Here is a 24,093-nt window from a genome sequence, read left to right as displayed (position 1 = left end):
TTCAGGGCGTGATCGTCATGCGGGCGATATTCAGATTCCGGCCCTGCTGATGGCCTCCCGGGTGAGCTGGCGGCGCAGTTCCTTCTCCTGATAACCGATGTCACGAAGCAGGCGGTCATAGGTTTCGGTGCTCATTTCCATTCCGGTGAAAACCTCCTGTTCGGCAATCGGCAAGCGCTTTGCCAGGTCGCTGAGGGTGCGCCTGCGCAATGCGCGCTCGGCAGGTAACGAGTCGGTTGATTGCGCCCAGTCCCGTTGCGCGGATTTCAGCGCTTCCAGCACGTCGAGCTTTTCCATGTGCAGCTGTTTGTTGGTTTCCATTTCTCCTGGCCAGTTCTTGCGCAAATAGCTTTCCCAGAACGGTAGCTCGATCATCTGATTGACCAGGCCATCGCCTTCTTCTGCCTTGAGCAAAGACTCGATAGCCTTGGCAATGGTCTGATCATCGACCCCGGCGATCAGGCGATACCTCATGCCTTCGGATTGCCAGGGCAGCTCCAGTCTGGCCGCCATGCCTGTTTCGTAGGCCAGATGCACTTCGACTTCATCGGGATTGCCCGTGCGGTTCCTGATATCGGCCCGGGCGATTTCAGTGACCTGACCGAGACGCGCCGATCCTTTGGCCAGTGTCACCAGCTTGCGCTCAAGCTCGGCCTGGTTGGTCGAGTACGAGTAGGCTTCCGAAGCCAGCACCTTGACCCCCATGTTGTTGAACAGTTGCGCGCCGGCATCCTCGCAACCTTCAGGATCGGTCGACATCAAAAACAGCTCCTCGCGCAGCGGCGTGTCGATGTCCATGGCGCCAATCATCCGCCAGACGCGGTCGGTCAGTTGATCATTGGCTTTGCCGCCAGCGATGTAATCGGCCGAATGGGTCAAGTCTTCGATCACCGAGAAGAAACCGTCGGCGTTTGGCTCCCCGGCAAGGTCGTGCCAGGCCTCGGGGCGATAGGTGCCGAGCCCGGCCGTTTCGTTGCGCAGCGAGGTGTCGACGAATGCGGGCCAGCGCTCGAGCAGATCTTCCGCCGCCCTGTTATACGTCAGGCGTGGATGGATCCCCACCGAAGTCCGGTAATGTTCGTACTTGACCCGAACCGGGTCCGAGAGCCTGTTGGCGTAGACCCGGGTACGGGCGATCAGCCGCGCGTTATCGGAGCCCGGCGGCACATCCGGGATGCGCTTGAGCGCATTCGCGCCCAGATCAAGAAAGAAGCCGCGTGGCCGGGATTTTTCGAACAATCCCGGTGGCCAGCTCTCGAGGCCGGTGCCGATCAGGCTCAACACCTTGAGCCGTGGCATGCGTTCGACATTCGGCGCAAGGCTCAACGGGTTGTGATCGAGCCTGAGAGTTTCCATGCGCGTCATGTTGCGCAGTTGCTCGACAGTGGTCGGCGTCAGGCGGATCTGGTTGTCGTTCAGGCGCAGGGTTTCCAGCAAATGCATCTTGCCGACAGGCTCCGGCAGAACTGTCAGCCCGCAGTTGCGGGCGCTGAAATGGCGCAGGTGGGGAAGGTCTTTCAACAGGCCGTTCGGCGATTGAGAAAATACCGATCCGTCCAGGTTCAGGGTTGTGACCTGATCGATCCAGGGCTTCAGCTCTTCCGGCAACTGCCGCCACCAACGCTCGATGTCCTTGGGCAACCACTCGCTGGACAGGTCCAGTCGATAGCCTTCCTGCACGCTGAGACTGCGCTCGCCGAACACCTCGGACTTGCGTTCGAAACAGTCCAGCAAGCGTTCGGCGAGAAACTGCCCGCCCTTTTGCTGGTAGTCCCAATAGGCACGTGGCACGTTGCTGTCCGGGTTTTCAGGATCCCAATCAGCCAGGTAGCGCTGACGCCAGGTTTCCAGGGTCTGCTTGAGCTGTTGAATCTCCTGCTCAAGCATCTTGATCTGTGAGTGAGGGGCACCGTTCGCTTGCAGGGATCGACTGAAAGCCAACGCCTCGGCCTGGTCGAAATGCGGGTAGAGGTTCTGGACTTTCTCTTCCACGCTCAACGCTTTTTTCGATTGCCCCGGCCCGCGCAGCAGCAGTTCGGTTTGCAACGGAACCTGCGCGCGAATCGGTGGACGCGCAAGCAGCGTCCTGCGCTCGGCGGGGCGCTCGGTCATGACCAGCACCCATTGTCTGAACAATTGTCCCTGGCCGGCGCGGTAACCCAGCGCGGTACGCTTATCGGCGGGCATGGCCAGCAGGATGGCTTCATACAAGTCTGCGGCAGGATGCAGACTGTCGTTGCGCTCATCGCGCACTTCATAGCGGCCACGCTGATCCCGGACCAGCACGCGCACGATACTGGCCTGCTCGTCGCCCACACTGCAGCGAAGCGCGCCGTCATAGAAGTGCTCGCGTACTTCAATGCGCAGATCGGCGAAGGTATCGGTGCGTTGTCTCAGGACGTTGAGAATCAAGCGCTCGGTATCGGGCAGTCGCAATGCCGGTTCATACAAACCTTCAATGGCACGCGCCGCACTGATTTCAAAGGCGCTTTCCCGGGCCTGATCTTTCAGGCGCAGGGGGATGCGCTGTTCTTCGCGGATGATGGTCTGTTCGGCCGGCGTCGCTTTCTTCAGCAGCGCCTCGGCGACCCGTGAAGGCAATGGTGGAAATTGCTGTTGCAGCAGTTGCACCTGGGCATCGCCACTATGATCTGCGGCCCGATACTGGTAATCGAAAATGTCGGGCGTACGGGTTTCCACGATATCCCCCAGCTGGTTGCGCAACACCTGTGCCCGCTGGCTTTTGGGGTATTGATGGCCGAGCAGGGACTGCATGTCTGCATCGTCGAGAAAGTCCACCAGCCGTTCCGGCAGCTCGCCGGCCAACAGGTCAGGAATGCCGATGCTCATCGTCTGTTCGGCTGTCGCTTGTGGATTGCCGTACAGGTGAAAGTTGTCGCTCGAATCAGCGGTTTCAAATACTTTCAGCGCCTTGTCGGCAGGCCAGCCGGGCATGTCCGGCACCATTCGGCTGAACCAGTAGGCAGTCGGGGCCAGCGGTTGTCCGGAACGAATCAACTGGCCCACGTTGCGGGTTTCGTCCCAGATCCGGAAACGCGTCAGGGTATCGGACAGGAGCGCCGGGGGTGGCGTGTTTTCCACGTACATCCGGCGCAGTGATTCTGGCGCGGTGCCGCTGATGCTGCGCAGGTGTTCCAGTTCGCTATCGTTGTAGCCGTCAACGCCGGGGCCCAACCGGCGCATCAGGATCGAGCCCTGCCAGTCCTGCGGTGTTTCCCCCTCGTGCACCCACGCACCCTGTCCGTTGTGGCGCAATTGTGGCGAGTAAGCTTGTGGGCGGGTCGGATGCTGGACACGATGGCGACCGTTGCTGCGGTCATATTTCACCGCGTAGTACCGACCGTCGAGGGGCAGCAGCACTTTGTCCGCGTGGCGATACAGCCCGGATGCGGACGGTTTCGATGCGGGCGGTGGGGCAATGTCTGTTTGTGCGTAGGGCGTGAGGTCGGTGTGCCACAAGCGGATTTTTCCGTCGTGTCCCGTCACCGGTTTCATGCTTTCGACCCGTGGCGACAGTTTGAGGATTTTTTGCGCGGCCAGGCCACCGACGACAAATGCCGCCAGTTGCACCACATCGTTGACGACACCGACGACATGCTGCGCAGCCTCGGTCCAGTGTTTATAACCAAGCTCCACTGCGCCTTCGACGACTTCATTGGTCAGCTGAAAAGCCGTGTAGACCAGCATCACAACACCGACATACGGCACGAACGGCATCACGACGAACAACGCGGCGTTGAAAATGTCGCCGGCAATCTTCAGAACGTTTTCCCACCACGCCCAGCGCGCATTGTCGTCGGCGTCGGCGGTCGGCACCGCAATCTGGCGGGCGTCATTGAGGATCTTGTTGAGTCGTTGCTGAAAAAGGTACGTCCACAGCGGCGAGCTGATCGGCGGTGCGCTGAATTGCAGTTGCGGTTTCTCCACCGGTGTTTCCCGCCAGGAGGGACGCGAATCTCCCCGTTCCCGCGGATACCATTTCACGTAGCTCAGGCGTTGTTCGAGCCCGGCGAAAAAATGCCCGCGCTGTTCATGATCGACAAACTGACTGAAGAATTGCCGGTAGCTGAGTCCGGAGGAAGGTGATGTCTGGTTGGTCCGCAGCTGGCGGGTCAGCTCTTGCATGAAGTCCAGGGTCGAGGCGTATTCCTTGAGCGGGTGCTCCGGGTCATGGGGGACATAGGCAATCATTTTTTGCGAGTGTTGCGGCTGTTCCGGATCCGGCCGAATGATCAGGATGCCGGTGAACGTCAGGTCCATCATGCCCAGGTCGCAGACCCGCATCGCCTGGCCGTCCAGCAGCAGATTCTGACGGCCAAGCAGCACTTCGCGGATCAGCCCATGGGCACTGTGACCAATGTCTTTTTTGAGCCGGGCCATTTGCGCGGCAGCCTTGAGCGTCGCTTGCAGGCTTTGCTCGACCCGGGTGCGCAGGTACGTTTCGGCCACCGGTTCCTTGTCCAGCAGAATGCTCTCGAGATGGCGCTTGTAGAGCGCGCCAATGTCCAGCTCCCGGCACAACGCTTGAAACTGGCTCACGCTTATTTTCTGGTTGATCGGCGAGGGGTCGAACAAGTCGCGTGCGACATCGGTTTTGATAATGAAGGTCGAATAGTGTTGATAGCGCTCGTCGCGTGCGAAGTTATGCAATGCCGCATCAAGCATCGAAACGGTTCTGGCCTTGGAGCCTTTGCTGAAGTTGTGGACATACCAGGGCGTTTGAGCCGAGGCATACAGTCTCAGGTAGGTGTTCTTGACGTCGATATCGATCTGGAACTGTTCGAGCAGCTTTGCCTTGAGCAAGGGTTCGGCGAATGCGTACACATCCTGAAGTCGTCCGAGCAGGCGATCGATACGGTTCTGTGCGCCCCACGCCTTTCGGTTATCGGCGGACATTCGTTCCAGCTCGTTGGCCGAAGTCTCGATCATCCATGATTCAAGCTGCAGAGGCGTGTTGCTCAGCGCCTGGGCCCGATGTAACTGCATATCGCTGAACACCGGATCAATGCGCGATTTAATTAAGTCGTAATGTTGCCCTTTATATATGGATGTTGCAGTCATGGTGCAGGCCTTGAATAAGTAAAGAATTCTCAGCCTAACGTTCAATGAGCGGATTAATTAGTTTAAAAGCCTGCTGCCGAAGTGTCGGGTTAATACCTGATTTATTGAATATTGGAATGCATAAAACACATAACTACTACCTCGGATCAATTCAGTCCGCTGCGGATGCCACCGTCGCCACTTGCGGCGCCAGACACTGCGAATCACTGCCCGGTTGCAGGTACGGCATCAGAATCGGCGCCATGCCTTTGAGCACCTGTACCGGCAGGGCGGAAGTGAACTTGAAGTTCTCCGCCGAGCGCCCCGGCACGAACGCGGTGAGCGTGCCGAAATGGTGGTCGCCGATGTAGAACACGAAAGTCGCCGTGCGGTTGATCGACTTCGAGCTGAGAATCCGTCCGCCGGAGCCGATCGCCTCGATCCGGTTGTCGCCGGTACCGGTCTTGCCGCCCATGGTCAGCGGTGTTCCATCGTTCAGTTTGAAACTGCCGGAAACACGTTTCGCCGTCCCCGAGTCCACCACTTGCGACAGTGCTTCGCGCATCGCCGTGGCGACTTCGGACGGCATCACCCGTTTGCCGACGTGAGGGTCATTGACCAGTTTGGTTTCGTAAGGCGTGCCGGCGGCGAAGTGCAGGCTGTCGATACGCAGGGTCGGCATGCGCACACCGTCGTTGAGGATGGTGCCGATCAACTCGGCCAGCGCGGCGGGGCGGTCGCCGGAACTGCCGATGGCGGTGGCCAGCGAGGGCACCAGGTGATCGAACGGATAGCCGACTTTCTGCCAGCGCTGATGGATCTCCAGGAATGCCTCGATCTCCAGCATCGTGCGAATGCGGCTGTCGCGGGCGCCCTTGTGCTTGCTCTTGAACAGCCAGCTGTAGACTTCCTGACGCTCGAACTGGCTGGCCTTGACGATGTCCTTGAAGGTCGCGTCGGGGTGGTTGAGCAGGTAGCCGATCATCCACAGGTCCAGCGGGTGAACCTTGGCGATGAAACCCTGATCCGGCAGGTCGTAGGTGCCGGGGCCGTAGGCCAGATAGAGCCGCTCCAGGCGTTCGTCGGTGAGTTTTTCGGTGATTTTTACGCCCTTGAGGTGCGAGCGCACAAAGGTATTGAAGTCTTCCTGACTGGCGTTGGGCAGCAGGTAACGGTGCACGGCGGCCATGCGGATCGGGGTCGGGCGCATGCTGTCGAGGAAGGTATCGAGCCGGGCCTGGGTGTCCTTGTTCCGGTACTTCTTCCAGAACTTGAGCAGGAACGAGGTGCCTTCGCGGTCGGCGAACGAGGCGAGGTATTCCTGACGGCGCGGGTCGCGGTCGTCCTTGAGCAGCTCGGCGCTGTTGTTCGGGCCTGAGTAGGTGGTGTAGCGCACCAGATCGCGCATCAGGCGAATGAACGGCAGGTTGATCGACTCGCGCAGGGCATCGCGCAGGGTCGGCAGGCGGCCGTTGTCTTCCTTGCGAAAGTTATGGAACACATGCAGGCCGCCACCGGTGAAAAACGCCTCGCCGGGGCTGGCCGAGTATTTGCGGTCGAGGGCGGCGGAGAGCATTTTCGACAGGTCGTGATCCTTGTTCTGGATCAGGTAATCGATCACCCACTGGCTCAGGCGATCCTGATCCGGCACGTCGACTTTCTTCAGTTCCGGCACGGTCATGGCGCCGTACTTGTCATGCAGCTCCGCGATGATTTGCAGGTAGGTGGTCAGCACCCGCATCTTCGCCGTGGAGCCCAGTTCCAGCTTGCTGCCTTCGTTGATGTCGAACGGCTGATCGGTGCTGTCGGTCTGCACCCGCACGCGCGAACCGTCCGGGGTCAGCTCGAACAAGGTGAAGCTGTAGCGCACCTGAGTGGTGCTGGTGGGCGTCAGCAGGCGTTCGCCCATCAGGCCGACTTCGGTCGCGTAGGCCGGGTCGGCCAGTTTTTTCAGGTAGGCGGTGGCCTGGGTTTGCAGCTCGCCCTGCAAGGTGCTGGTGGCGGACAGGTCGAGGCGGTCGAGGTCGTACAGCGGACGGTTGAGCATCGATGCCAACCGGCTGCGGGCGACACTGATGCCCTTGTTGGTTTCGATCGGCTGAATGGTCGGTTGGGTCTGCCAGTCGCGATAGCTGATGGTGCTGGCCAGCGCGGCATCGGCCAGGGCGGCGTCGATCACACCGTTCTGTTTCAGCAGGCGCAGGTGGCTGTTGGTCAGTTCGACCAGTTCTTCGCGGCCCTTGGTCAGGTAATGCGAAGGACGGCGCTGGGCGATCATCAGCGAAAGCATTTCGCGCAGGGCCAGGCCTTTGTCCGCCATGGTCTTCGGATCGGTGGCGGTACTCGCGAGCTTGCGGTTGGCCTCGTTGAAATCGGCGCCATACCAGACCCGCAGCCCCTCGGCCATGCCGTGCACTTCGCCATGCCCCGGCACCGCCGACAGCGGCACGCTGTTGAGGTAGTCACGAATGATGTTCTGCCGCGCCGGCAAGGTGTCCGGGCCGCCCTGATAGGCGCGCACGCTGGCGGAAATCATCTGGCGGATTTTCTCCGCGCCGGACACCGTCAGCCCGTCGGGCGAGTGGCGGTATTTCTCAAGCTGGGTGGCCAAAGTACTGCCACCGGCCGACTGCCCCGGCAAGTGCAGCAGCTTGGCGACCTGCGACCACGCGGCCATGCCGAAGCGGGGCCAGTCCACCGCCGGGTTGGCCATCGGTTGCTTGGGGTCGAGCAAAAAGCGGTTTTCGATGAACAGCAGGCTGTTGACCACCACCGGTGGGATCGAGTCGAAACTCGCGTACAGCTGCTGCGGATAGTTGTACTGATACAGCGGCGCGGCACGGCAATCTGTGATCGACAGCCCGGCCTGGATCTTTTCGGAGTAGGGCACGAACAGGCCCTTGTCGGTGTAGTTGAGCAGCGCCGGGGAGAAGCGCGTCTGCTCGGTGATCACATAATTGCGCTTGATCAGCCGCGGCAGGAACTCGTCCAGCGAGCTGTAGCCCAGACGCAGATCGAACGGCCCGTTGCCTGGATAGCGGATCGCTTCACTGGGTCCCGGTTGCAACTCGTACTTGAGCTTGGCGGCGTACTGGCTGACCTCGCGGGACTGAAAACGCGAGGTGCGCATTTCCTTCATCGCAGCCAGGCCCACGACAATCGCAATGATCACCAACAGGAGCCAGAAAGCCTTCCACCCATGCCGGTTACGACGGGGTTTTTCAGGTACAGGCGCTTCATCCACACGTTCAGTCGGAACCACTTTTTCACTCGAATCGGTTTGCCACAAAGCGCCCATAGTCGATTGATCCATTCACGCAGATTGATCGGACTTGACTGAAGCTTAGTCGGTGGTTGGCGCGGGTGAAAAAATTGTGAAGGCGGGACCCTGAACAAATCTGCAAATCTGGCTGCTGCCTTCCGGCAAGTGATCGAAAGCCTGAAAAGGCCGGAACAGAGAGGTCTTCAGGCCGCTGCGACTTTGGTCGCGGCATGACGTTGCACCATTGCTGTGCAATACTCGGCGCCCATTTGTGCGGTGAATAATCCTCGAAATGCAGGATGGTTTGTCTCGTAAACCTTGTGATTGGCGAGGTTTACGTCTGAATCAGATGCCTTATAGAGTGAAAAAACCTGTCGCAAGCTTTTTATACTGCATGCCCCGCTGATCCCGCAGGTTGCTTCTGCGCGACGGTCCTGCCCACGAAGCAGGGCCGGTTTTACCCAGGCGCAGGCTTATCGGCCGACGCTTGAACACTCGGTGGTCACATCCAATAACAAGACGAGGAAGTCCCCCATGCCAGTCGGCAATCACCCGCCCCATGGCGAAACCGCTCAAGGCGGTCCGCTCAAACGCGAACTCGGTGAACGGCATATTCGCCTGATGGCGCTCGGCGCCTGCATCGGTGTCGGTCTGTTTCTCGGTTCGGCCAAGGCCATCGAAATGGCCGGCCCGGCGATCATGCTGTCTTACATCATCGGCGGTCTGGCGATCCTGGTGATCATGCGCGCCCTCGGCGAAATGGCCGTACACAACCCGGTCGCCGGCTCCTTCAGCCGTTATGCACAGGATTACCTCGGCCCGCTGGCGGGCTTTCTGACCGGCTGGAACTACTGGTTCCTGTGGCTGGTGACCTGCGTCGCCGAAATCACGGCGGTGGCGGTGTACATGGGCATCTGGTTCCCCGATGTCCCGCGCTGGATCTGGGCGCTGGCGGCGCTGGTCAGCATGGGCTCGATCAACCTGATCGCGGTGAAGGCGTTCGGTGAATTCGAGTTCTGGTTCGCCCTGATCAAGATCGTCACCATCATCGCCATGGTGCTCGGCGGCATCGGCATCATCGCCTTCGGTTTCGGCAACGACGGTGTGGCACTGGGGATTTCCAACCTGTGGGCCCACGGCGGCTTCATGCCCAACGGTGTGACGGGCGTGCTCATGTCCCTGCAAATGGTGATGTTCGCCTACCTCGGCGTGGAAATGATCGGCCTGACCGCCGGTGAAGCGAAGAACCCGCAGAAGACCATCCCGAATGCGATCGGCTCGGTGTTCTGGCGGATCCTGCTGTTTTACGTCGGCGCGCTGTTCGTGATCCTGTCGATCTACCCGTGGAATGAAATCGGCACTCAGGGCAGCCCGTTCGTGATGACCTTTGAACGTCTGGGCATCAAGACCGCCGCCGGCATCATCAACTTCGTGGTGATCACTGCGGCGCTGTCGTCGTGCAACGGTGGCATCTTCAGCACCGGGCGCATGCTTTACAGCCTGGCGCAGAACGGCCAGGCGCCGGCCGGTTTCGCTCGCACGTCGAGCAACGGCGTACCGCGTCGCGCATTGCTGCTGTCGATCTTCGCGCTGCTGCTGGGCGTGCTGCTCAACTATCTGGTGCCGGAAAAAGTCTTCGTCTGGGTGACCTCGATTGCCACCTTCGGCGCGATCTGGACCTGGGTGATGATCCTGCTGGCCCAGCTGAAATTCCGCAAAGGCCTGAGCGCCAGCGAGCGGGCCGGCCTGAAATACAAGATGTGGCTGTTCCCGGTCAGCTCGTATCTGGCGCTGGCGTTCCTGGTGCTGGTGGTCGGCCTGATGGCGTACTTCCCGGACACTCGCGTGGCCCTTTATGTAGGCCCGGCGTTCCTGGTGCTGCTGACCGTGTTGTTCTACGTGTTCAAGCTGCAACCAAGCGATGCGTCCCAGGGCGCGGTGCGTTCGGCTTCGTAATTCGTTGTCGCTGAAACCTGAAGCCCCGGTCGAAAGTCCGGGGCTTTTTCGTGGGTGCGAGGTTGATGCCGCTGGTCTGAAAGCGCCGCAAAAATCGACTTCTGATTCAGAGTCATGTTCGAAGGTTTATCTACGTTGTTTCCAGCGCAGCCGTGAACAGAGGCGCAGGTATGAGGACCAGCGATTTTCTCGTACAAGAACTCGGCCGTCGTCAGGTCGTGCTGTTCTTCCTGCTCGCCACGCTGCTGTATATCCTGCCGCTGATCCTCGCCGACTTCCCCTACATCGACGACAACTGGCGCACGCTGGCCGCCGGCAACGCCTGGGCCGGGCAGGGGCGATTGTTCATGGACTGGCTGTATCAGGCGCTGACCTTCACCGGCGCTGCGCCGAATATTTTCCCACTGCCGCTGTTACTCGCCACGGTGGCCATGTCGTTCGCGTTGACCCGGCTGACCTTCCACTATTTTCCCGAACCGACGCTGGCCTGTTGTCTGGTGGTGTTGCCGCTCTGGTACAACCCGTTTCTGCTGCAGAACCTGTCCTATCAATACGACGGGGCCGGCATGGCCCTGAGTCTGGTCGCAGTGATTTACGCGATCACTTTTTGCGGCGCTTCACGCATTCAGCGATGGCTGGTGCCGTCGGTGTTGCTGGCGCTGGCGATCGGGCTGTATCAGATCAGCCTCAATGTGTTTCTCGGGCTGTGTTGCCTTGAATTGCTCAGGAATGTTCATCGGCGAGTACCGTGGGAGGAACTCTGGCACCTGTCAGGCTGGCGGCTGGCGCAACTGCTGCTGGCGGTGCTGATTTACAGCGTCACGGCCTATCCGTTCACTGACCACGGGCGCACGCAATTGCTGAATGCAAGCGCTGATCCGTTGCTGCAGATCGGCATCAATATCGGTCGGGTGATGGAGAAGGTTGCGCTGCTGTTTCACGGCGGCTACACGATGGTTTTTATTGTTTTGGTGCTGTGCGCCGTGTTCGGCGCCGTGCAATTGGGGCGGCAGATTCGCGAGCGCAAAATGTCCCGCGCCAAGGGCTTGCTCCTGAGCTTCACCAGCCTGCTGGCATTGCCGCTGATTGTGCTGCTGGTGCCGGGCATGACGCTGCTGTTTCGCGATTTCAACGAAGGCGCGCGCACCCTGATGGGGTTCGGCGTACTGCTGATGTTGCTGTTCTATCTGGCCTGGTTGGGGTTGATGCCGCTGCATCAACGGTTGCCTTTGGTGTTGGCGATTCCGCTTCTGGCCACGCTGTCGTTGTCCTTCGCTTATGGCCGGGTGCTGACGATGGAAAAAACCTTCGCCAGCAATGCGCTCTACAGCCTGAGCCACGACATTTCATCTCATCGCGAACTGCGCGAAGCCAAACGGATTTATATCTCGGTGACGTACTCCGACCGCTGGCTGGCGGGGGCGGTGGGTACGTTCAAGCAGTTGCCGGTGCTGCAATATCTACTCAACATCGATTACTTCATGCTCGCCGAAAATCTGCCCTCGGCCGGCATCACCAACGTGGTCGCCGAGCGCGAACGGCGCAACGCGACCCATGTCGGTCTGATGGGCTATCCACCCTTGGTGGACAGCCTCTATTACCGCCTCTACCTAATTGGCGACTACGGCTTCATCGTGATGAAGGAGCCGCCCCACGGTCGCTTGCTGCAATGGTGACCGTTCAGAGTCTAGGCCGCCGCGATTTCCTGCGGCTCGAAACTGTCCGCCCTCGCCATCTGCCACATCCGCGAATAGAACTCGCCGTTCACTTCCCCGGTGAGCAATTCCCCTGGCTTCAGGAACACGTGCAACTGCGAGAACAGTTTGATCTCGGTCGCCGACATGCGCCGCACCAGATGCTTGGCCGACAGTTGCGACGGATGATCGAGGCCGGCGGCGGCGAGCATTTCCGCCAGGGCCTTGAGCGTATTGCGCTGGAAGTTGTAGACCCGCTGGGCCTTGTCCGGCACCACCAGCGCGCGCTGGCGCAGGGTGTCCTGGGTGGCGACGCCGGTCGGGCATTTGTTGGTGTGGCAGCTTTGCGACTGGATGCAGCCGATGGCGAACATGAAGCCGCGCGCCGAGTTGGCCCAGTCGGCGCCGATGGCCAGCACGCTGGCGATGTCGAAAGCGCTGACGATCTTGCCGCTGGCGCCGAGCTTGATCTTGTCCCGCAGATTCAGGCCGACCAGGGTGTTGTGCACGAACAGCAGACCTTCGCGCATCGGCACGCCGATGTGGTCGGTGAACTCCACCGGTGCGGCGCCGGTCCCGCCTTCCTTGCCGTCAACCACGATGAAGTCCGGCAGGATGCCGGTTTCCAGCATGGCCTTGGCGATGCCCATGAACTCCCACGGATGGCCGAGGCAGAACTTGAAGCCCACCGGTTTGCCGCCGGACAGTTCACGCAGTTGCTGGATGAAATGCATCATCTCGATCGGCGTGGAGAACGCGCTGTGGCGCGACGGCGAGATGCAGTCTTCGCCCATCAGAATTCCACGCGTATCGGCGATTTCCTGGGTGACCTTGTGCTTGGGCAGAATCCCGCCGTGGCCGGGTTTGGCGCCCTGGCTCATCTTGATTTCGATCATCCGCACTTGCGGGGTCTGCGCCTGGGCGGCGAAGCGTTCCGGGTCGAAACGGCCGTCGCTGGTGCGGCAGCCGAAATAGCCGCTGCCCAGTTCCCAGGTCAGGTCGCCGCCGTGTTCGCGGTGATAGGGGCTGATGCTGCCTTCGCCGGTGTCGTGGGCGAAGTTGCCGAGTTTGGCGCCCTGGTTGAGTGCGCGGATCGCGTTGGCGCTGAGCGAGCCAAAACTCATGGCCGAGATGTTGAACACCGACGCCGAATACGGCTGGGTGCACTGCGGGCCACCGACGGTGACACGAAAACTGTTCGGGTCGCTTAGCGGCGCCGGGCGCATCGAGTGGCCGATGAATTCGAAGCCGGATTGATAGACGTCGATCAGGGTGCCGAACGGCTTGTCGGCGGTTTCGTTCTTGGCCCGCGAGTACACCAGCGAACGCTGAGCGCGGGAGAAGGGCAGGGCGTCGCTGTCGGATTCCAGCAGGTACTGGCGGATTTCCGGGCGGATGCCCTCCACCAGATAACGGATGTTGCCCAGGATCGGATAATTGCGACGCACCGCGTGCGGGCTCTGCATCAGGTCGAACAGGCCGATCAGGCTCAATACGCCGGTAACGGCGGTGATCGGCCACAGCCAGTCGTGTTCGAGAAAGGGCAGGCTGGCGAGGGTGAAAATCACGCAGACGGCAAAGAAGGCGTAGCGGCTCAGGAGTGACAGGCTCATACGGTTTCCTTGGTTCGGACGGTTTTTTTGCGGCAGTCAGGCGTTCTGCGCCTGCAGAAAGATCGAAAACAGCTCCGACTGGGATTTGATCCCCAGCTTGCTGTACATGTGTTTCTTATGGACTTTCACGGTTTCAACAGAGATTTCCAGCTTACGGGCGATTTCTTTACTGGAGCAACCGCTGAGCATCAGGCGCCCGACGTCCAGTTCCCGGGCGGTCAGTTGTGCGCCCTTGAGCTGCTGCACCGACGCTTCGAGCTGCACCCGCCAGTCCGGTTGCGCAGGCGCCGGGGCGAGGGCCACGGTTTCGTTGATTTCATAGGGCAGGCGCTGGCGCAACAGGCCGAGCACCCACGGCTGGATCAGCGACAGCAGGGCAATCTGCTCGCCGGTGAAGCGTTGCTGGCTGCCCAGCGACAGGCACAGCGTGCGGTCGCCTTCGAGCTGGCAATTGAACTGGATTTCGTCGGCCACCACATTCAGACGAAAGTATCGCTGGTAATACTCGGTCAGTTCGAAGTGCTCCGGCGCGACCTCCGACAGGCGATACAACCCGGTGCGCGACTGCTCGCGGCAGGCGATATAGAACGGGTCGAGCAGGTACAGACCGCGCAGATAATCCTGAAACAGCTGATCGGGACTGCCGTCGGCGCCGGGGCATTCGGCGAACACCTGCGGGTGGCGGTCGGCGCTGAACAGCAACGCCACCCAGCTATCGAACGGCACGTACTGGTCGAGCAGGCGCACCAGTTGCGCCCAGAAATTCGGCTTGTCGAGGGCGTCGATCAACTGGCCGACGGCGCGGTGCCAGGTGATGTCGTCAAACGAAAGAGTCATGCCTCTACCCCTATTGGGTTACCCCGGCCGCGTAATTCCCTGGCCGGTCGAATGCGAAGCATACTGGCCCACAGACAGCCGCCGGGCAATCTTTCGGCGCCCGGTGCTCATAACAAGGAATACCCATGAAAGTCGAACTCGCCCAACTGGCGGGCCGTGACAAAGACACGGCGTACAACCTCGAACGCGCCCTCGCGGCGATTGCGGCCTGCGCCGCCGACACGCAATTGATCGTGTTCCCCGAGACCCACCTGATGGGCTTCCCGACCGCCGACACCGTGGCGCAGATCGCCGAACCGCTGGACGGCCCCACCGTCAGCGCCGTGCAGGCCGCCGCCCGCGAACGCAACCTCGCCGTGGTGATCGGCATGGCCGAGAACGACAACGGCCGCTTCTACAACACCACGCTACTGATCACTCCCGAAGGCATCGCCCTGAAATACCGCAAGACCCATCTCTGGGCCTCGGATCGCGGTGTGTTCGAGGCCGGTGACCGTTACGCCACCTGTTTGTGGAACGGTGTGCGGGTCGGTCTGCTGATCTGCTACGACATCGAGTTCCCGGAATCGGCCCGCGCCCTGGCGCAACTGGGTGCTGAATTGCTGATCGTCACCAACGGCAACATGGACCCGTACGGGCCGACCCACCGCACCGCGATCATGGCCCGGGCCCAGGAAAACCAGGCGTTTGCGCTGATGGTCAACCGTGTGGAAGCCGGGGATGACGGGTTGATGTTTGCCGGTGGCAGTGCGCTGGTGGATCCGCTGGGCACGGTGCTGTTCGAGGCCGGGCGTGAGGAAGGACGGTTCAGCGTCGAGCTGGATTTCGCTCAGCTGGAGCTGGCGCGCAAGGATTATCGGTATCTGGATGATCAGCGGTTGAGGTTGCCGGGGGAGGTGGTTGAACACGCCTCGGGAGTACGTGAGCTGCTGATCCCTTGACCCGTTGTACCCGATCGTTCCCACGCTCTGCGTGGGAATGCAGCCCGGGACGCTCTGCGTCCCAAGAGCGGACGCAGAGCGTCCATTGAGGCATTCCCACGCGGACGGTTCGACGCCTCGACGTGGGAACGATCAGCAACACCCGAAACATTCGCCGAACTCGGCCTCTGCCATAAATCCAATAAAATCCGGAGTAAGTCGCCCATGGCTCGTTTGCAACGCACCCTTTCGCTAGGGTCGGTGGTGCTGTTCGGCATCGCCTACATGACGCCGATCATTGTCCTCGGCACGTTCGGCATCCTCGCCCAGTCCACCGCCGGCATGGTGCCCGCCGCGTATCTGGCGGCATTGGTGGCGATGTTCTTCACCGCCATGAGCTACGGGCGCATGGCCGCCGCGTTCCCGGTAGCCGGCTCGGCCTACAGCTACGTGCGCAAGGCCATCAGCCCGAAACTTGGCTTCATCGCCGGTTGGGCGGTGCTGCTCGATTATCTGTTTCTGCCGATGGCGATCTGGCTGATCGGCGCCGCGTATCTGGCTTCGGCCTTCCCGTCGATCCCGCAGTGGATCTGGGTGCTGGCGTTCATCGGTATCACCAGCGCGATCAACATCATCGGCCTGAAACTGGCCAACGGCATCAACGCCTTGCTGATGCTGGTGCAGTTTCTGGTGCTGATCGCCTTCGTCGCACTGTGCGTGCATTACGTTGGCGGTGACGCCAGCACGCCGTTGTGGTCGATCAAACCGTTCTTCAACGGCGACATGCAGATGCCGCTGATCATGAGCGGCGCCGCGATTGCCTGCTACTCGTTCCTCGGTTTCGATGCGGTCAGCACCCTCACCGAAGAAACCCGCGATCCACGTCGCACCATCCCTCGGGCAATCATGCTGATCACCCTGATCGGCGGGCTGATTTTTGTCGGTGTCTCGTACTTCGTGCAGATCGCCCATCCGTCGTTCCAGTTCGACAGCGTCGATTCGGCGGCCTACGAAATTGCGCGCAACATCGGCGGCGATCTGTTCGTGTCGATCTTCCTGATCGGCCTGATCGTCGGTCAGTTCGCCTCGGGCCTGTCGGCGCAGGCCAGCGGTTCGCGGCTGTTGTTTGCGATGGGCCGTGACGGTGTGCTGCCCAAGTCGTTTTTCGGCACCTTGCACGAGCGCTTCGGTACGCCGGTCAACAGCATCCTGCTGTGTGCAGTGGTGGCTTTGCTGGCGCTGAAACTCGACGTGACCACCTCGACCTCGTTCATCAACTTCGGCGCATTCCTGGCGTTCAGCCTGGTCAACCTGTCGGTGATTTTTCACTACTGGATCGGCGGCGAGAAAAAGGGCCTGCGCGAGTTGATCCTGTTCCTGATCTTTCCGTTCATCGGCCTGGCAGCGGACTTGTGGCTGATGGTCAGCCTCGATCACCTGGCGGTGTATCTGGGCCTGAGCTGGCTGGCGATTGGCGTGGTGTACCTGGCGGTGCTCACGGGTGGTTTCCGCCGGCAGCCGCCGGAGATGGATTTCCAGGAAGCGACCTGAGGTTCCGGCAGAGTCTTTGCTCACAAATGGCAGGCGTGTGATGCTTGCCGTTTTTTGAGTCAAAGGCTTTCCGTTCATGTCGACCGCAAATAACTCCACGATCCGCATCGCCGCCGCGCTGCTGCTCAACCCCGACGGCCAGACCCTGCTGGTGCGCAAGCGCGGCACTACGGCGTTCATGCAACCGGGCGGCAAGATCGAACCTCATGAACTGCCGGTGCATGCATTGGCCCGTGAGCTGGAAGAAGAGCTGGGGCTGGTGATCGATCCGGCGCAGGCGAGCTTTCTCGGCCAGTTCTCGGCACCCGCCGCCAACGAGCCGGGATTCGTCGTGCAGGCCGAGATCTTTCAGCTGACCATCGACACCGAAGTATCCCCGGCTGCCGAGATCGAGGAGGTGATCTGGATCGACCCGGCTACCGACGGCGATGTGGTTCTCGCCCCATTGACACGCGACCTGATCCTGCCGTTTTATCGAGCCTCGCTGACCGCGTTCGCCTGATCATTCGTGCAAAGGACTTCGTCATGATCCCGCTTCCAGACCTGCTGATTTTTGCCGCCGCCGCACTGCTGATGGTGCTGACGCCGGGGCCGAACATGATCTACCTGATCTCGCGGTCGATCTGCCAGGGACGCCGCGCCGGGGTGACCTCGCTGCTCGGCGTGGTGGCGGGGTTCTTCGTGCACCTGTTCGCGGCGGCCGCCGGTTTGACCGCGGTGTTTCTCGCGGTGCCGATGGCCTATGAAGTGTTGAAGTGGGCCGGTGCGCTGTACCTGCTCTGGCTGGCCTGGCAGGCGGTGAAACCCGGCGCCCGTTCGCCGTTCGAGGCGCAACAATTGCCGGCGGATTCTTCGCGCAAACTGGTCACCATGGGTTTTCTCACCAGCGCGCTGAACCCGAAAATCGCGGTGTTTTACCTCTCGGTATTTCCGCAATTCATTTCGCCAGAGCACGGCTCGGTGTTCACCCAGAGCATCATCCTGGGCCTGACCCAGATCAGCGTCAGCTTCTGCGTCAACCTGTTGATCGCGCTGTTCGCCGCTGGCATCGCGTCGTGGTTCGTCAACAACCCCACCTGGCTGGCAGCGCAGCGTTATTTCATGGGCTTCGTGCTGGGCGGTCTGGCCGTGCGGCTGATGCTTGAACAACGCAAGGCTGCCTGACATGTGGATCGAACGGCTGGACGCCAGTCATGCGCTGGCCTATCGCGAATTGATGCTGGAAGCCTATGACCGGCATCCGCAGGCGTTCACCTCCAGCGTGCGCGAGCGCGCAGTGATGCCGCTGAGCTGGTGGGAGTCACGCCTGACCAGCAAGCTCGACGCGGTGTTCGGCGCGTTCGAAGACGGCCGGCTGGCGGGCATCGTCGGCCTGGCGTTCGAGCCTCGGGAAAAGGCCCAGCACAAGGCAACGGTATTCGGCATGTATGTGTCGGCGGAGTTTCGCCAGCGCGGGCTGGGGCTGAAATTGATGGAGGCGGTGCTGGGTGAAGCGCAGCAGCATCCGGCGCTGAAAGTCATTCAATTGACCGTCACCGCCGGCAATGACGCGGCGTTTCATCTGTACCAGCGCTGCGGCTTCATTCAGTTCGGCCTGGAGCCGATGGCGGTGCGGGTCGGCGAGGACTATTTCGACAAGATCCATATGTGGTGCCCGCCTTTCGTGCCAACCGCCAGCCTCAACGAACCGCGCTGACCCCATCCAGCGTCGAGAACGAAGTGTCCTTGGCCGTCAGCAGGAAGTCGCGCATGTACGGCGCGTCCAGCATGTCGGCGCGGATTGCCGCGTACAGCGTCGCAAACAGACCTTTCTCACCCAGCCGCTTGCCCTTCACGTAACCGCGCGAGCTGTATTCATGCAGCGCCCAGTGCGGCATGCCGCACACGCCACGGCCGCTGGCCACCAGTTGCATCATCATCACCGTCAGCTCTGAGGTGCGTACCTGCGCCGGTTCGATGTCGGCCGGTTCGAGGAAGCGGGTGAAGATGTCCAGCCGATCGCGTTCGACCGGGTAGGTGATCAGGGTTTCGGTCAGCAGGTCTTCGGGAACGATGTACGGTTTGCTTGCCAGCGCGTGCTGATTGGCGACCGCGAGCATGGCTTCGTAGGTGAACAGCGGCACGTAGGTGATGCCGGCGATTTCCAGCGGGTCGGACGTCACCACCAGATCCAGATCACCCCGGGCCAGCGCCGGCAGCGGGGCAAACGAGAAACCCGAAGCGAGGTCGAGTTCGACTTCCGGCCACGCATCGCGGAATTGGTCGATGGTCGGCATCAGCCACTGGAAGCAGCTGTGGCATTCGATGGCCATGTGCAGACGCCCGGCGGTGCCACCGGCCAGACGCCCGATATCACGCTCGGCGGCGCGCAGCAGCGGCAGGGTCGCGTCGGCCAGTTGCAGCAGGCGCAGGCCGGCGCTGGTGAAGCGCACCGGTTTGGTCTTGCGCACGAACAACGGCATGCCCATGCGCTCTTCCAGTTCCTTGAACTGGTGGGACAGCGCCGACTGGGTCAGATGCAGGCGGTCGGCTGCATCGACCAGGCTGTCGGCTTCGCGCAGGGCATGCAGGGTTTTCAGGTGACGGATTTCAAGCACTGCAGGCTCCATGAGGAAAATTTGTGATCAACACGAAAAGGTTGAGTTTGTCTCATGTTGCCCTGGCTGTCGACAATGGCGCCATCTTTTACGCAATGGAGAACACTCGACATGGCCGTGGCCCACACCCTTGGTTTCCCGCGCATCGGCGCCGACCGTGAACTGAAAAAAGCCCTCGAAGCCTGTTGGAAAGGCGATCTCGATCAGGCCGCTCTGAATCAGGTCGGCCGCGAGCTGCGCGCCAAGCACTGGCAACTGCAGAAGGATGCCGGCATCGACCTGCTGCCGGTCGGCGACTTCGCCTGGTACGACCAGGTGCTGACCCACTCGCTGACCTTCGGTGTGATCCCCGAGCGCTTCGACGGTGTGCGTGACGAGCGCGGCCTGCCGACCCTCGACACCCTGTTCGCCATGGCCCGTGGCGCCACGTCGTCCTGCTGTGGCGGCGAGCACGGCAAGACTCAGTACGCACAAGAGCTGACCAAGTGGTTCGATACCAACTACCACTACCTGGTCCCGGAATTCAGCGCAGACCAGCAATTCAAGCTGAGCTGGGAGCAGTTGTTCGATGAAGTCGAAGAAGCCAAAGCCCTCGGTCACAACGTCAAACCGGTGATCATCGGCCCGCTGACTTACCTGTGGCTGGGCAAGGCGAAAGGCAACGACTTCGACAAGCTTGATCTGCTTGAGCGCCTGCTGCCGGTGTACAACGAAATCCTTGGTCGCCTCGCCGCACAGGGTGTGGAGTGGGTGCAGATCGACGAACCGATCCTCACCCTCGACCTCCCGCAAGCCTGGAAAAGCGCCTTCGAACGCGCCTATCACATCCTTCAGTACTCGCCGCTGAAGAAACTGGTGGCGACCTATTTCAGCGGTCTGCAAGATAACCTCGGTCTGGCCGTCGGCCTGCCGGTGCAAGGCCTGCACATCGATGCGGTGCGTGCGCCGGATCAGCTCGGTCAGGTACTTGATCGCTTGCCGACCTACAAGATTCTGTCGGTCGGTCTGGTCAACGGGCGCAATGTCTGGCGCTGCGAACTGGAGCAGGCGCTGGCACAACTGCAACCGGCCCAGGAGCGTTTTGGCGACAACCTGTGGGTCAGCAGTTCCTGCTCGTTGCTGCACAGCCCGGTGGATGTCGAGCGTGAAGACAAGCTCGATCCGGAACTGAAAAGCTGGCTGGCATTCGCCGTGCAGAAGTGTGCCGAAATCTCCGTGCTGCGTGATGCGCTGAACGATCCGCAAGCGCCAAAAGTGCAAAGCGCACTGGCCGAAAGCCGCGCGATTCAAGAGAGCCGCACTCGTTCGCCACGCATTCACAAAGCCGAGGTGCAGGCGCGGATCGAGGCGATCAACGCCAGCGACAGCCAGCGCCATTCGCCGTTCGCCAAACGCATCGCCGCACAGCAGGCGCGTCTGAAATTGCCGACGTTCCCGACCACCACCATCGGTTCGTTCCCGCAGACCGGCTCGATTCGTCTGGCCCGTCAGGCGTTCAAGCAGGGCAAACTGTCGGCCAACGATTACCACGACGCCATGCGCAGCGAAATCCGCCACGCGGTGCAAGTCCAGGAACGTCTGGGCCTCGATGTGCTGGTGCACGGTGAAGCCGAGCGCAACGACATGGTCGAGTACTTCGCCGAACAGCTCGACGGTTATCTGTTTACCCGTTTCGGCTGGGTGCAGAGCTACGGCTCCCGCTGCGTGAAACCGGCGGTGATTTATGGCGATCTGTCCCGTCCGAACGCCATGACCGTGGACTGGATCACCTACGCTCAGAGCCTGACCGACAAGGTCATGAAAGGCATGCTGACCGGTCCGGTGACCATGCTGATGTGGTCGTTCCCCCGTGAAGACGTGTCGCGCAAAGTCCAGGCGCAACAACTGGCGCTGGCCCTGCGTGACGAAGTGGTGGATCTGGAAAACGCCGGAATCAAGATCGTGCAGATCGACGAGGCGGCGTTCCGCGAAGGCCTGCCATTGCGCCGTGAACAATGGCAGGAATACCTCGACTGGGCGGTGGAAGCGTTCCGCCTGACAGCCTCGGGCGTGAAAGATGAAACCCAGATCCACACCCACATGTGCTACAGCGAATTCAATGACGTGATCAAGGCGATCGCCGACATGGACGCCGACGTCATCACCATCGAAACCTCGCGCTCGGACATGGAATTGCTCGAAGCCTTCGAAGCGTTCGACTACCCGAACGACATCGGCCCGGGCGTCTACGACATCCACTCGCCGCGCGTGCCGGACACCGCCGAGATGGTCAAGTTGATGAGCAAAGCCGTGAAGCGCATCCCGGCGCAGCGCCTGTGGGTCAACCCCGATTGCGGCCTGAAGACCCGCGCGTGGCCGGAGACCGAGGCGGCGCTGGTGAACATGGTCGCGGCGGCGCGGCAGTTGCGCAGTCAGTTGGCGTAATACGTCGAAAACCGGCATACACCGAAAAAACCGCTGAGGCTCTGCATTCAGCGGTTTTTTTCGTTCAACTCCAGCGTTGGGGGAGAGTCTGCCCCGGTGCGTAATTCACATTGTCGATGTAAAGCGAACCCTTGTTCTTGTAAGGATCGGAGGGGCCCGAGAATCGAACTTCGACCCTTGCAGTGCTGGCCGGCATGTTGCCGCTGTAGTTAAAGACTTTCTCCGTGGGTTGCAGTGGCGCCAGACCAAAATCCGTCTGGACTATTTCGCCGCCATTGTCGAAGCCCGAGATGATGAAAACAAAAAACGCGTGCGTAACGTAATCAAATGGAGGCAGGAAGTACTGAGCGGTGGGAGCGGACGCAGTGAAACTCAGGACAAATGACCCGGAGGGAGCATTGAACTGGGTATAGAGCAAGATGCCGTTATCCACTCCAGGCTGCAGTTGCGCCTGGAAACTGAAGTTGTGATTGACTACGTTGGCTTTGCCCTGAAGAGTCTGTGCGATCCATGGCGCAAATTTACCTGATTCGAAATCGCCGTTTGGCACGAGGTTAGTGCTCATATTGCCTCCCTGATGCATTGATGGCCGCCTGTCGGCCGTCAATGCATGCTGTGCTGAAGGCAGCTTTTTAACGACTGTCAGATCTGACAGTCCCGACAAATGGCAGGTGGCGCAAGCAACTGCTGTACTTTCGCCGATTCGACCGCTCGGCACTCTTCATCAAACTGTCATCGAACTGTGGCAGCGCGCTTGAACAAACTTCATCAGACTCGCGCTCTACTGGGGTTCTGCGTTTCGGTGTTTTTCATGTTCAAGGGATTTTTTGCAATCGCGGCGCTGTTGGCCGCGGTTTTTTTCGTTCCGGCGTCTTATGCGGCGTCGCGTTGCGACGTCAATGTACCGACCGAGCGGGTCGATCTGGAGCAGGTGAGCCTGGCGTACCAGAGCATCGGCCGTGCGTCGGATCCGGCGCTGTTGCTGGTGATGGGCCTGGGCGGGCAGTTGATCCACTGGCCGGACGAAGTGGTGGTTGCGCTGTGTCAGCAGGGTTTTCGGGTGATCCGTTATGACAACCGCGATGTCGGTCTGTCGACCTGGCGCCAGACGCCGGTGGAAGCCAACCTGACCTTTGAGGTGCTGCGCTACAAACTCGGCCTGCCGGTGGCGGCGCCTTACAGCCTGACCGACATGGCCGACGATGCGCTGGGCCTGATGGACGCGTTGCACGTCGAGCAATTCCACGTGCTCGGCGCGAGCATGGGCGGGATGATCGCCCAGCACATGGCGGCGATGGCGCCGCAACGGGTCGAGAGCCTGACGCTGATCATGACCAGCTCCGGCGCCGAAGGCCTGCCGGCGCCGAGTGCGGCGTTGGTGCAATTGTTGTCACGGCGTGGCGCTCCCAATCGCCAGATCGCGCTGGAGCAACAGGCTGATCTGCTTGCAGCGTTGGGCAGCCCTTCAGTCAGCGATGATCGGCAGGCATTGCTGCATCAAGCGGCGCTGTCCTATGACCGGGCGTTCAATCCCGAAGGCGTGAAGCGCCAGATCATGGCGATCCTCGCCGAACCGAGCCGGGTGGCGTTGCTCAATCAACTGCGCGTCCCGACGCTGGTGGTGCATGGCACGGCCGATCCGTTATTGCCGGTGATGCACGGCGTGCACCTGGCGGCGCACATTCGCGGCAGTCAGCTGCGGCTGATTCCGGGGCTGGCGCACCGCTTTCAGGAGGCATTCAAGGAGCCGTTGCTGGCGGCGGTGTTGCCGTACCTGCGCGAGCATCGCGAAGACACGTCGCACTGGGCGCAGATCGAACCGGTGGCGGAACACAACCTGCTCTGACTCAGGCGTGAAGCCGCACCCACACCGACACCAGCACCGTCGCGGCCATCAGCCACGCAACTGCCGCGACCGCCAGCGAAGCTTCGAGGCGCATGCGGTCGACCATCACGTACAGCGTCGCCAGATAAACGAAGTACGGAATGATTGACCACATGCCGAAAACGATAGTGGTCTTCAGGTCGTCGATCGAACGGCCCTTGCCGACGATGTAATGGGCAATCAGGGCGAAGGTCGGGAACAGCGGCACCAGACCTGCGATGTAGTAGTTTTTGGTCTTGGCCAGCATGGCGAGGATCACCACCACTGCCGCACCGAGCATTGCCTTGAAAATC

At 60.9% G+C, this 24,093-nt stretch carries 16 protein-coding genes; 9 read left to right on the top strand and 7 right to left on the bottom strand.

The annotated features are described in order from the left end of the window. Positions 1-30: 30 nt before the first annotated feature. Positions 31-5,127, bottom strand: a complete 5,097-nt coding sequence (locus tag LOY31_RS23415; RefSeq protein WP_309475624.1) for an NEL-type E3 ubiquitin ligase domain-containing protein — start codon at positions 5,125-5,127, stop codon at positions 31-33. A gap of 106 nt (positions 5,128-5,233) precedes the next feature. Beyond that, entirely contained in the window at positions 5,234-8,359 is a 3,126-nt protein-coding gene (locus tag LOY31_RS23410) for a transglycosylase domain-containing protein (RefSeq protein ID WP_221533539.1), read from the bottom strand. Positions 8,360-8,857: 498 nt separating this feature from the next. On the opposite strand from LOY31_RS23410, the gene LOY31_RS23405 reads away from it, so the two are divergent. Continuing rightward, entirely contained in the window at positions 8,858-10,279 is a 1,422-nt protein-coding gene (locus LOY31_RS23405; protein ID WP_115079077.1) for an amino acid permease, read from the top strand. A 170-nt stretch (positions 10,280-10,449) separates the two neighbouring features. Then, positions 10,450-11,955 (top strand): glucosyltransferase domain-containing protein, encoded by a 1,506-nt coding sequence (locus LOY31_RS23400; RefSeq protein ID WP_221533540.1) that lies wholly within the window; start codon positions 10,450-10,452, stop codon positions 11,953-11,955. Positions 11,956-11,966: 11 nt separating this feature from the next. Here LOY31_RS23400 and LOY31_RS23395 read toward each other — a convergent pair whose 3' ends face one another. Both LOY31_RS23395 and LOY31_RS23390 read right to left on the bottom strand, forming a co-directional pair. Beyond that, a complete protein-coding gene (locus LOY31_RS23395; RefSeq protein WP_258712263.1) occupies positions 11,967-13,586 on the bottom strand; it encodes an FMN-binding glutamate synthase family protein in 1,620 nt (539 codons plus the stop codon). 36 nt (positions 13,587-13,622) lie between these two features. Next, entirely contained in the window at positions 13,623-14,423 is an 801-nt protein-coding gene (locus tag LOY31_RS23390; RefSeq protein ID WP_011335770.1) for a LuxR C-terminal-related transcriptional regulator, read from the bottom strand. A 125-nt stretch (positions 14,424-14,548) separates the two neighbouring features. Between LOY31_RS23390 and LOY31_RS23385 the strand changes: the two genes are divergently transcribed. The 5 genes from LOY31_RS23385 to LOY31_RS23365 all read left to right on the top strand — a co-directional run bounded on the left by LOY31_RS23385 (position 14,549) and on the right by LOY31_RS23365 (position 18,590). Next, positions 14,549-15,364 (top strand): carbon-nitrogen hydrolase family protein, encoded by an 816-nt coding sequence (locus LOY31_RS23385; protein ID WP_221533541.1) that lies wholly within the window; start codon positions 14,549-14,551, stop codon positions 15,362-15,364. A gap of 204 nt (positions 15,365-15,568) precedes the next feature. Next, positions 15,569-16,894 (top strand): APC family permease, encoded by a 1,326-nt coding sequence (locus LOY31_RS23380; RefSeq protein WP_221533542.1) that lies wholly within the window; start codon positions 15,569-15,571, stop codon positions 16,892-16,894. A 76-nt stretch (positions 16,895-16,970) separates the two neighbouring features. Further along, positions 16,971-17,396 (top strand): NUDIX domain-containing protein, encoded by a 426-nt coding sequence (locus tag LOY31_RS23375; protein WP_221533543.1) that lies wholly within the window; start codon positions 16,971-16,973, stop codon positions 17,394-17,396. 23 nt (positions 17,397-17,419) lie between these two features. Then, positions 17,420-18,058 carry a LysE family translocator gene (locus tag LOY31_RS23370; RefSeq protein ID WP_007953155.1) on the top strand — a complete coding sequence of 213 codons (639 nt, stop codon included), beginning with the start codon at positions 17,420-17,422 and terminating at the stop codon, positions 18,056-18,058. A 1-nt stretch (position 18,059) separates the two neighbouring features. After that, positions 18,060-18,590, top strand: a complete 531-nt coding sequence (locus LOY31_RS23365; protein ID WP_221533544.1) for a GNAT family N-acetyltransferase — start codon at positions 18,060-18,062, stop codon at positions 18,588-18,590. Here the strand turns inward: LOY31_RS23365 and metR are convergent. Next, entirely contained in the window at positions 18,574-19,491 is a 918-nt protein-coding gene (gene metR, locus LOY31_RS23360; protein ID WP_007953158.1) for a transcriptional regulator MetR, read from the bottom strand. The two genes, LOY31_RS23365 and metR, sit on opposite strands and share 17 nt — an antisense overlap. A 111-nt stretch (positions 19,492-19,602) precedes the next feature. Between metR and metE the strand changes: the two genes are divergently transcribed. Further along, the gene (gene metE / locus LOY31_RS23355) at positions 19,603-21,915 is read left to right on the top strand and encodes a 5-methyltetrahydropteroyltriglutamate--homocysteine S-methyltransferase (RefSeq protein ID WP_258712262.1); all 2,313 of its coding nucleotides are present in this window, start codon (positions 19,603-19,605) and stop codon (positions 21,913-21,915) included. 64 nt (positions 21,916-21,979) lie between these two features. Here the strand turns inward: metE and LOY31_RS23350 are convergent, their stop codons facing one another. Continuing rightward, positions 21,980-22,480: a hypothetical protein gene (locus LOY31_RS23350; RefSeq protein WP_085606774.1), complete on the bottom strand. Its 501-nt coding sequence runs from the start codon at positions 22,478-22,480 to the stop codon at positions 21,980-21,982. A 246-nt stretch (positions 22,481-22,726) separates the two neighbouring features. Here LOY31_RS23350 and LOY31_RS23345 point away from each other — a divergent pair, with 246 nt between their 5' ends. Then, positions 22,727-23,761: an alpha/beta fold hydrolase gene (locus LOY31_RS23345; protein ID WP_085606772.1), complete on the top strand. Its 1,035-nt coding sequence runs from the start codon at positions 22,727-22,729 to the stop codon at positions 23,759-23,761. Between the two features lies 1 nt (position 23,762). On the opposite strand, the gene LOY31_RS23340 is transcribed toward LOY31_RS23345, so the two are convergent. Further along, entirely contained in the window at positions 23,763-24,092 is a 330-nt protein-coding gene (locus tag LOY31_RS23340; protein ID WP_162831789.1) for a GlpM family protein, read from the bottom strand. Position 24,093: the final 1 nt, after the last annotated feature.

Source organism: Pseudomonas sp. B21-021, from assembly GCF_024749205.1.
GTDB lineage: Bacteria > Pseudomonadota > Gammaproteobacteria > Pseudomonadales > Pseudomonadaceae > Aquipseudomonas > Aquipseudomonas paraglycinae.
The sequence above is the reverse complement of the archived record's forward strand: the minus strand, read 5'-3'. Positions and strand labels throughout refer to the sequence as shown.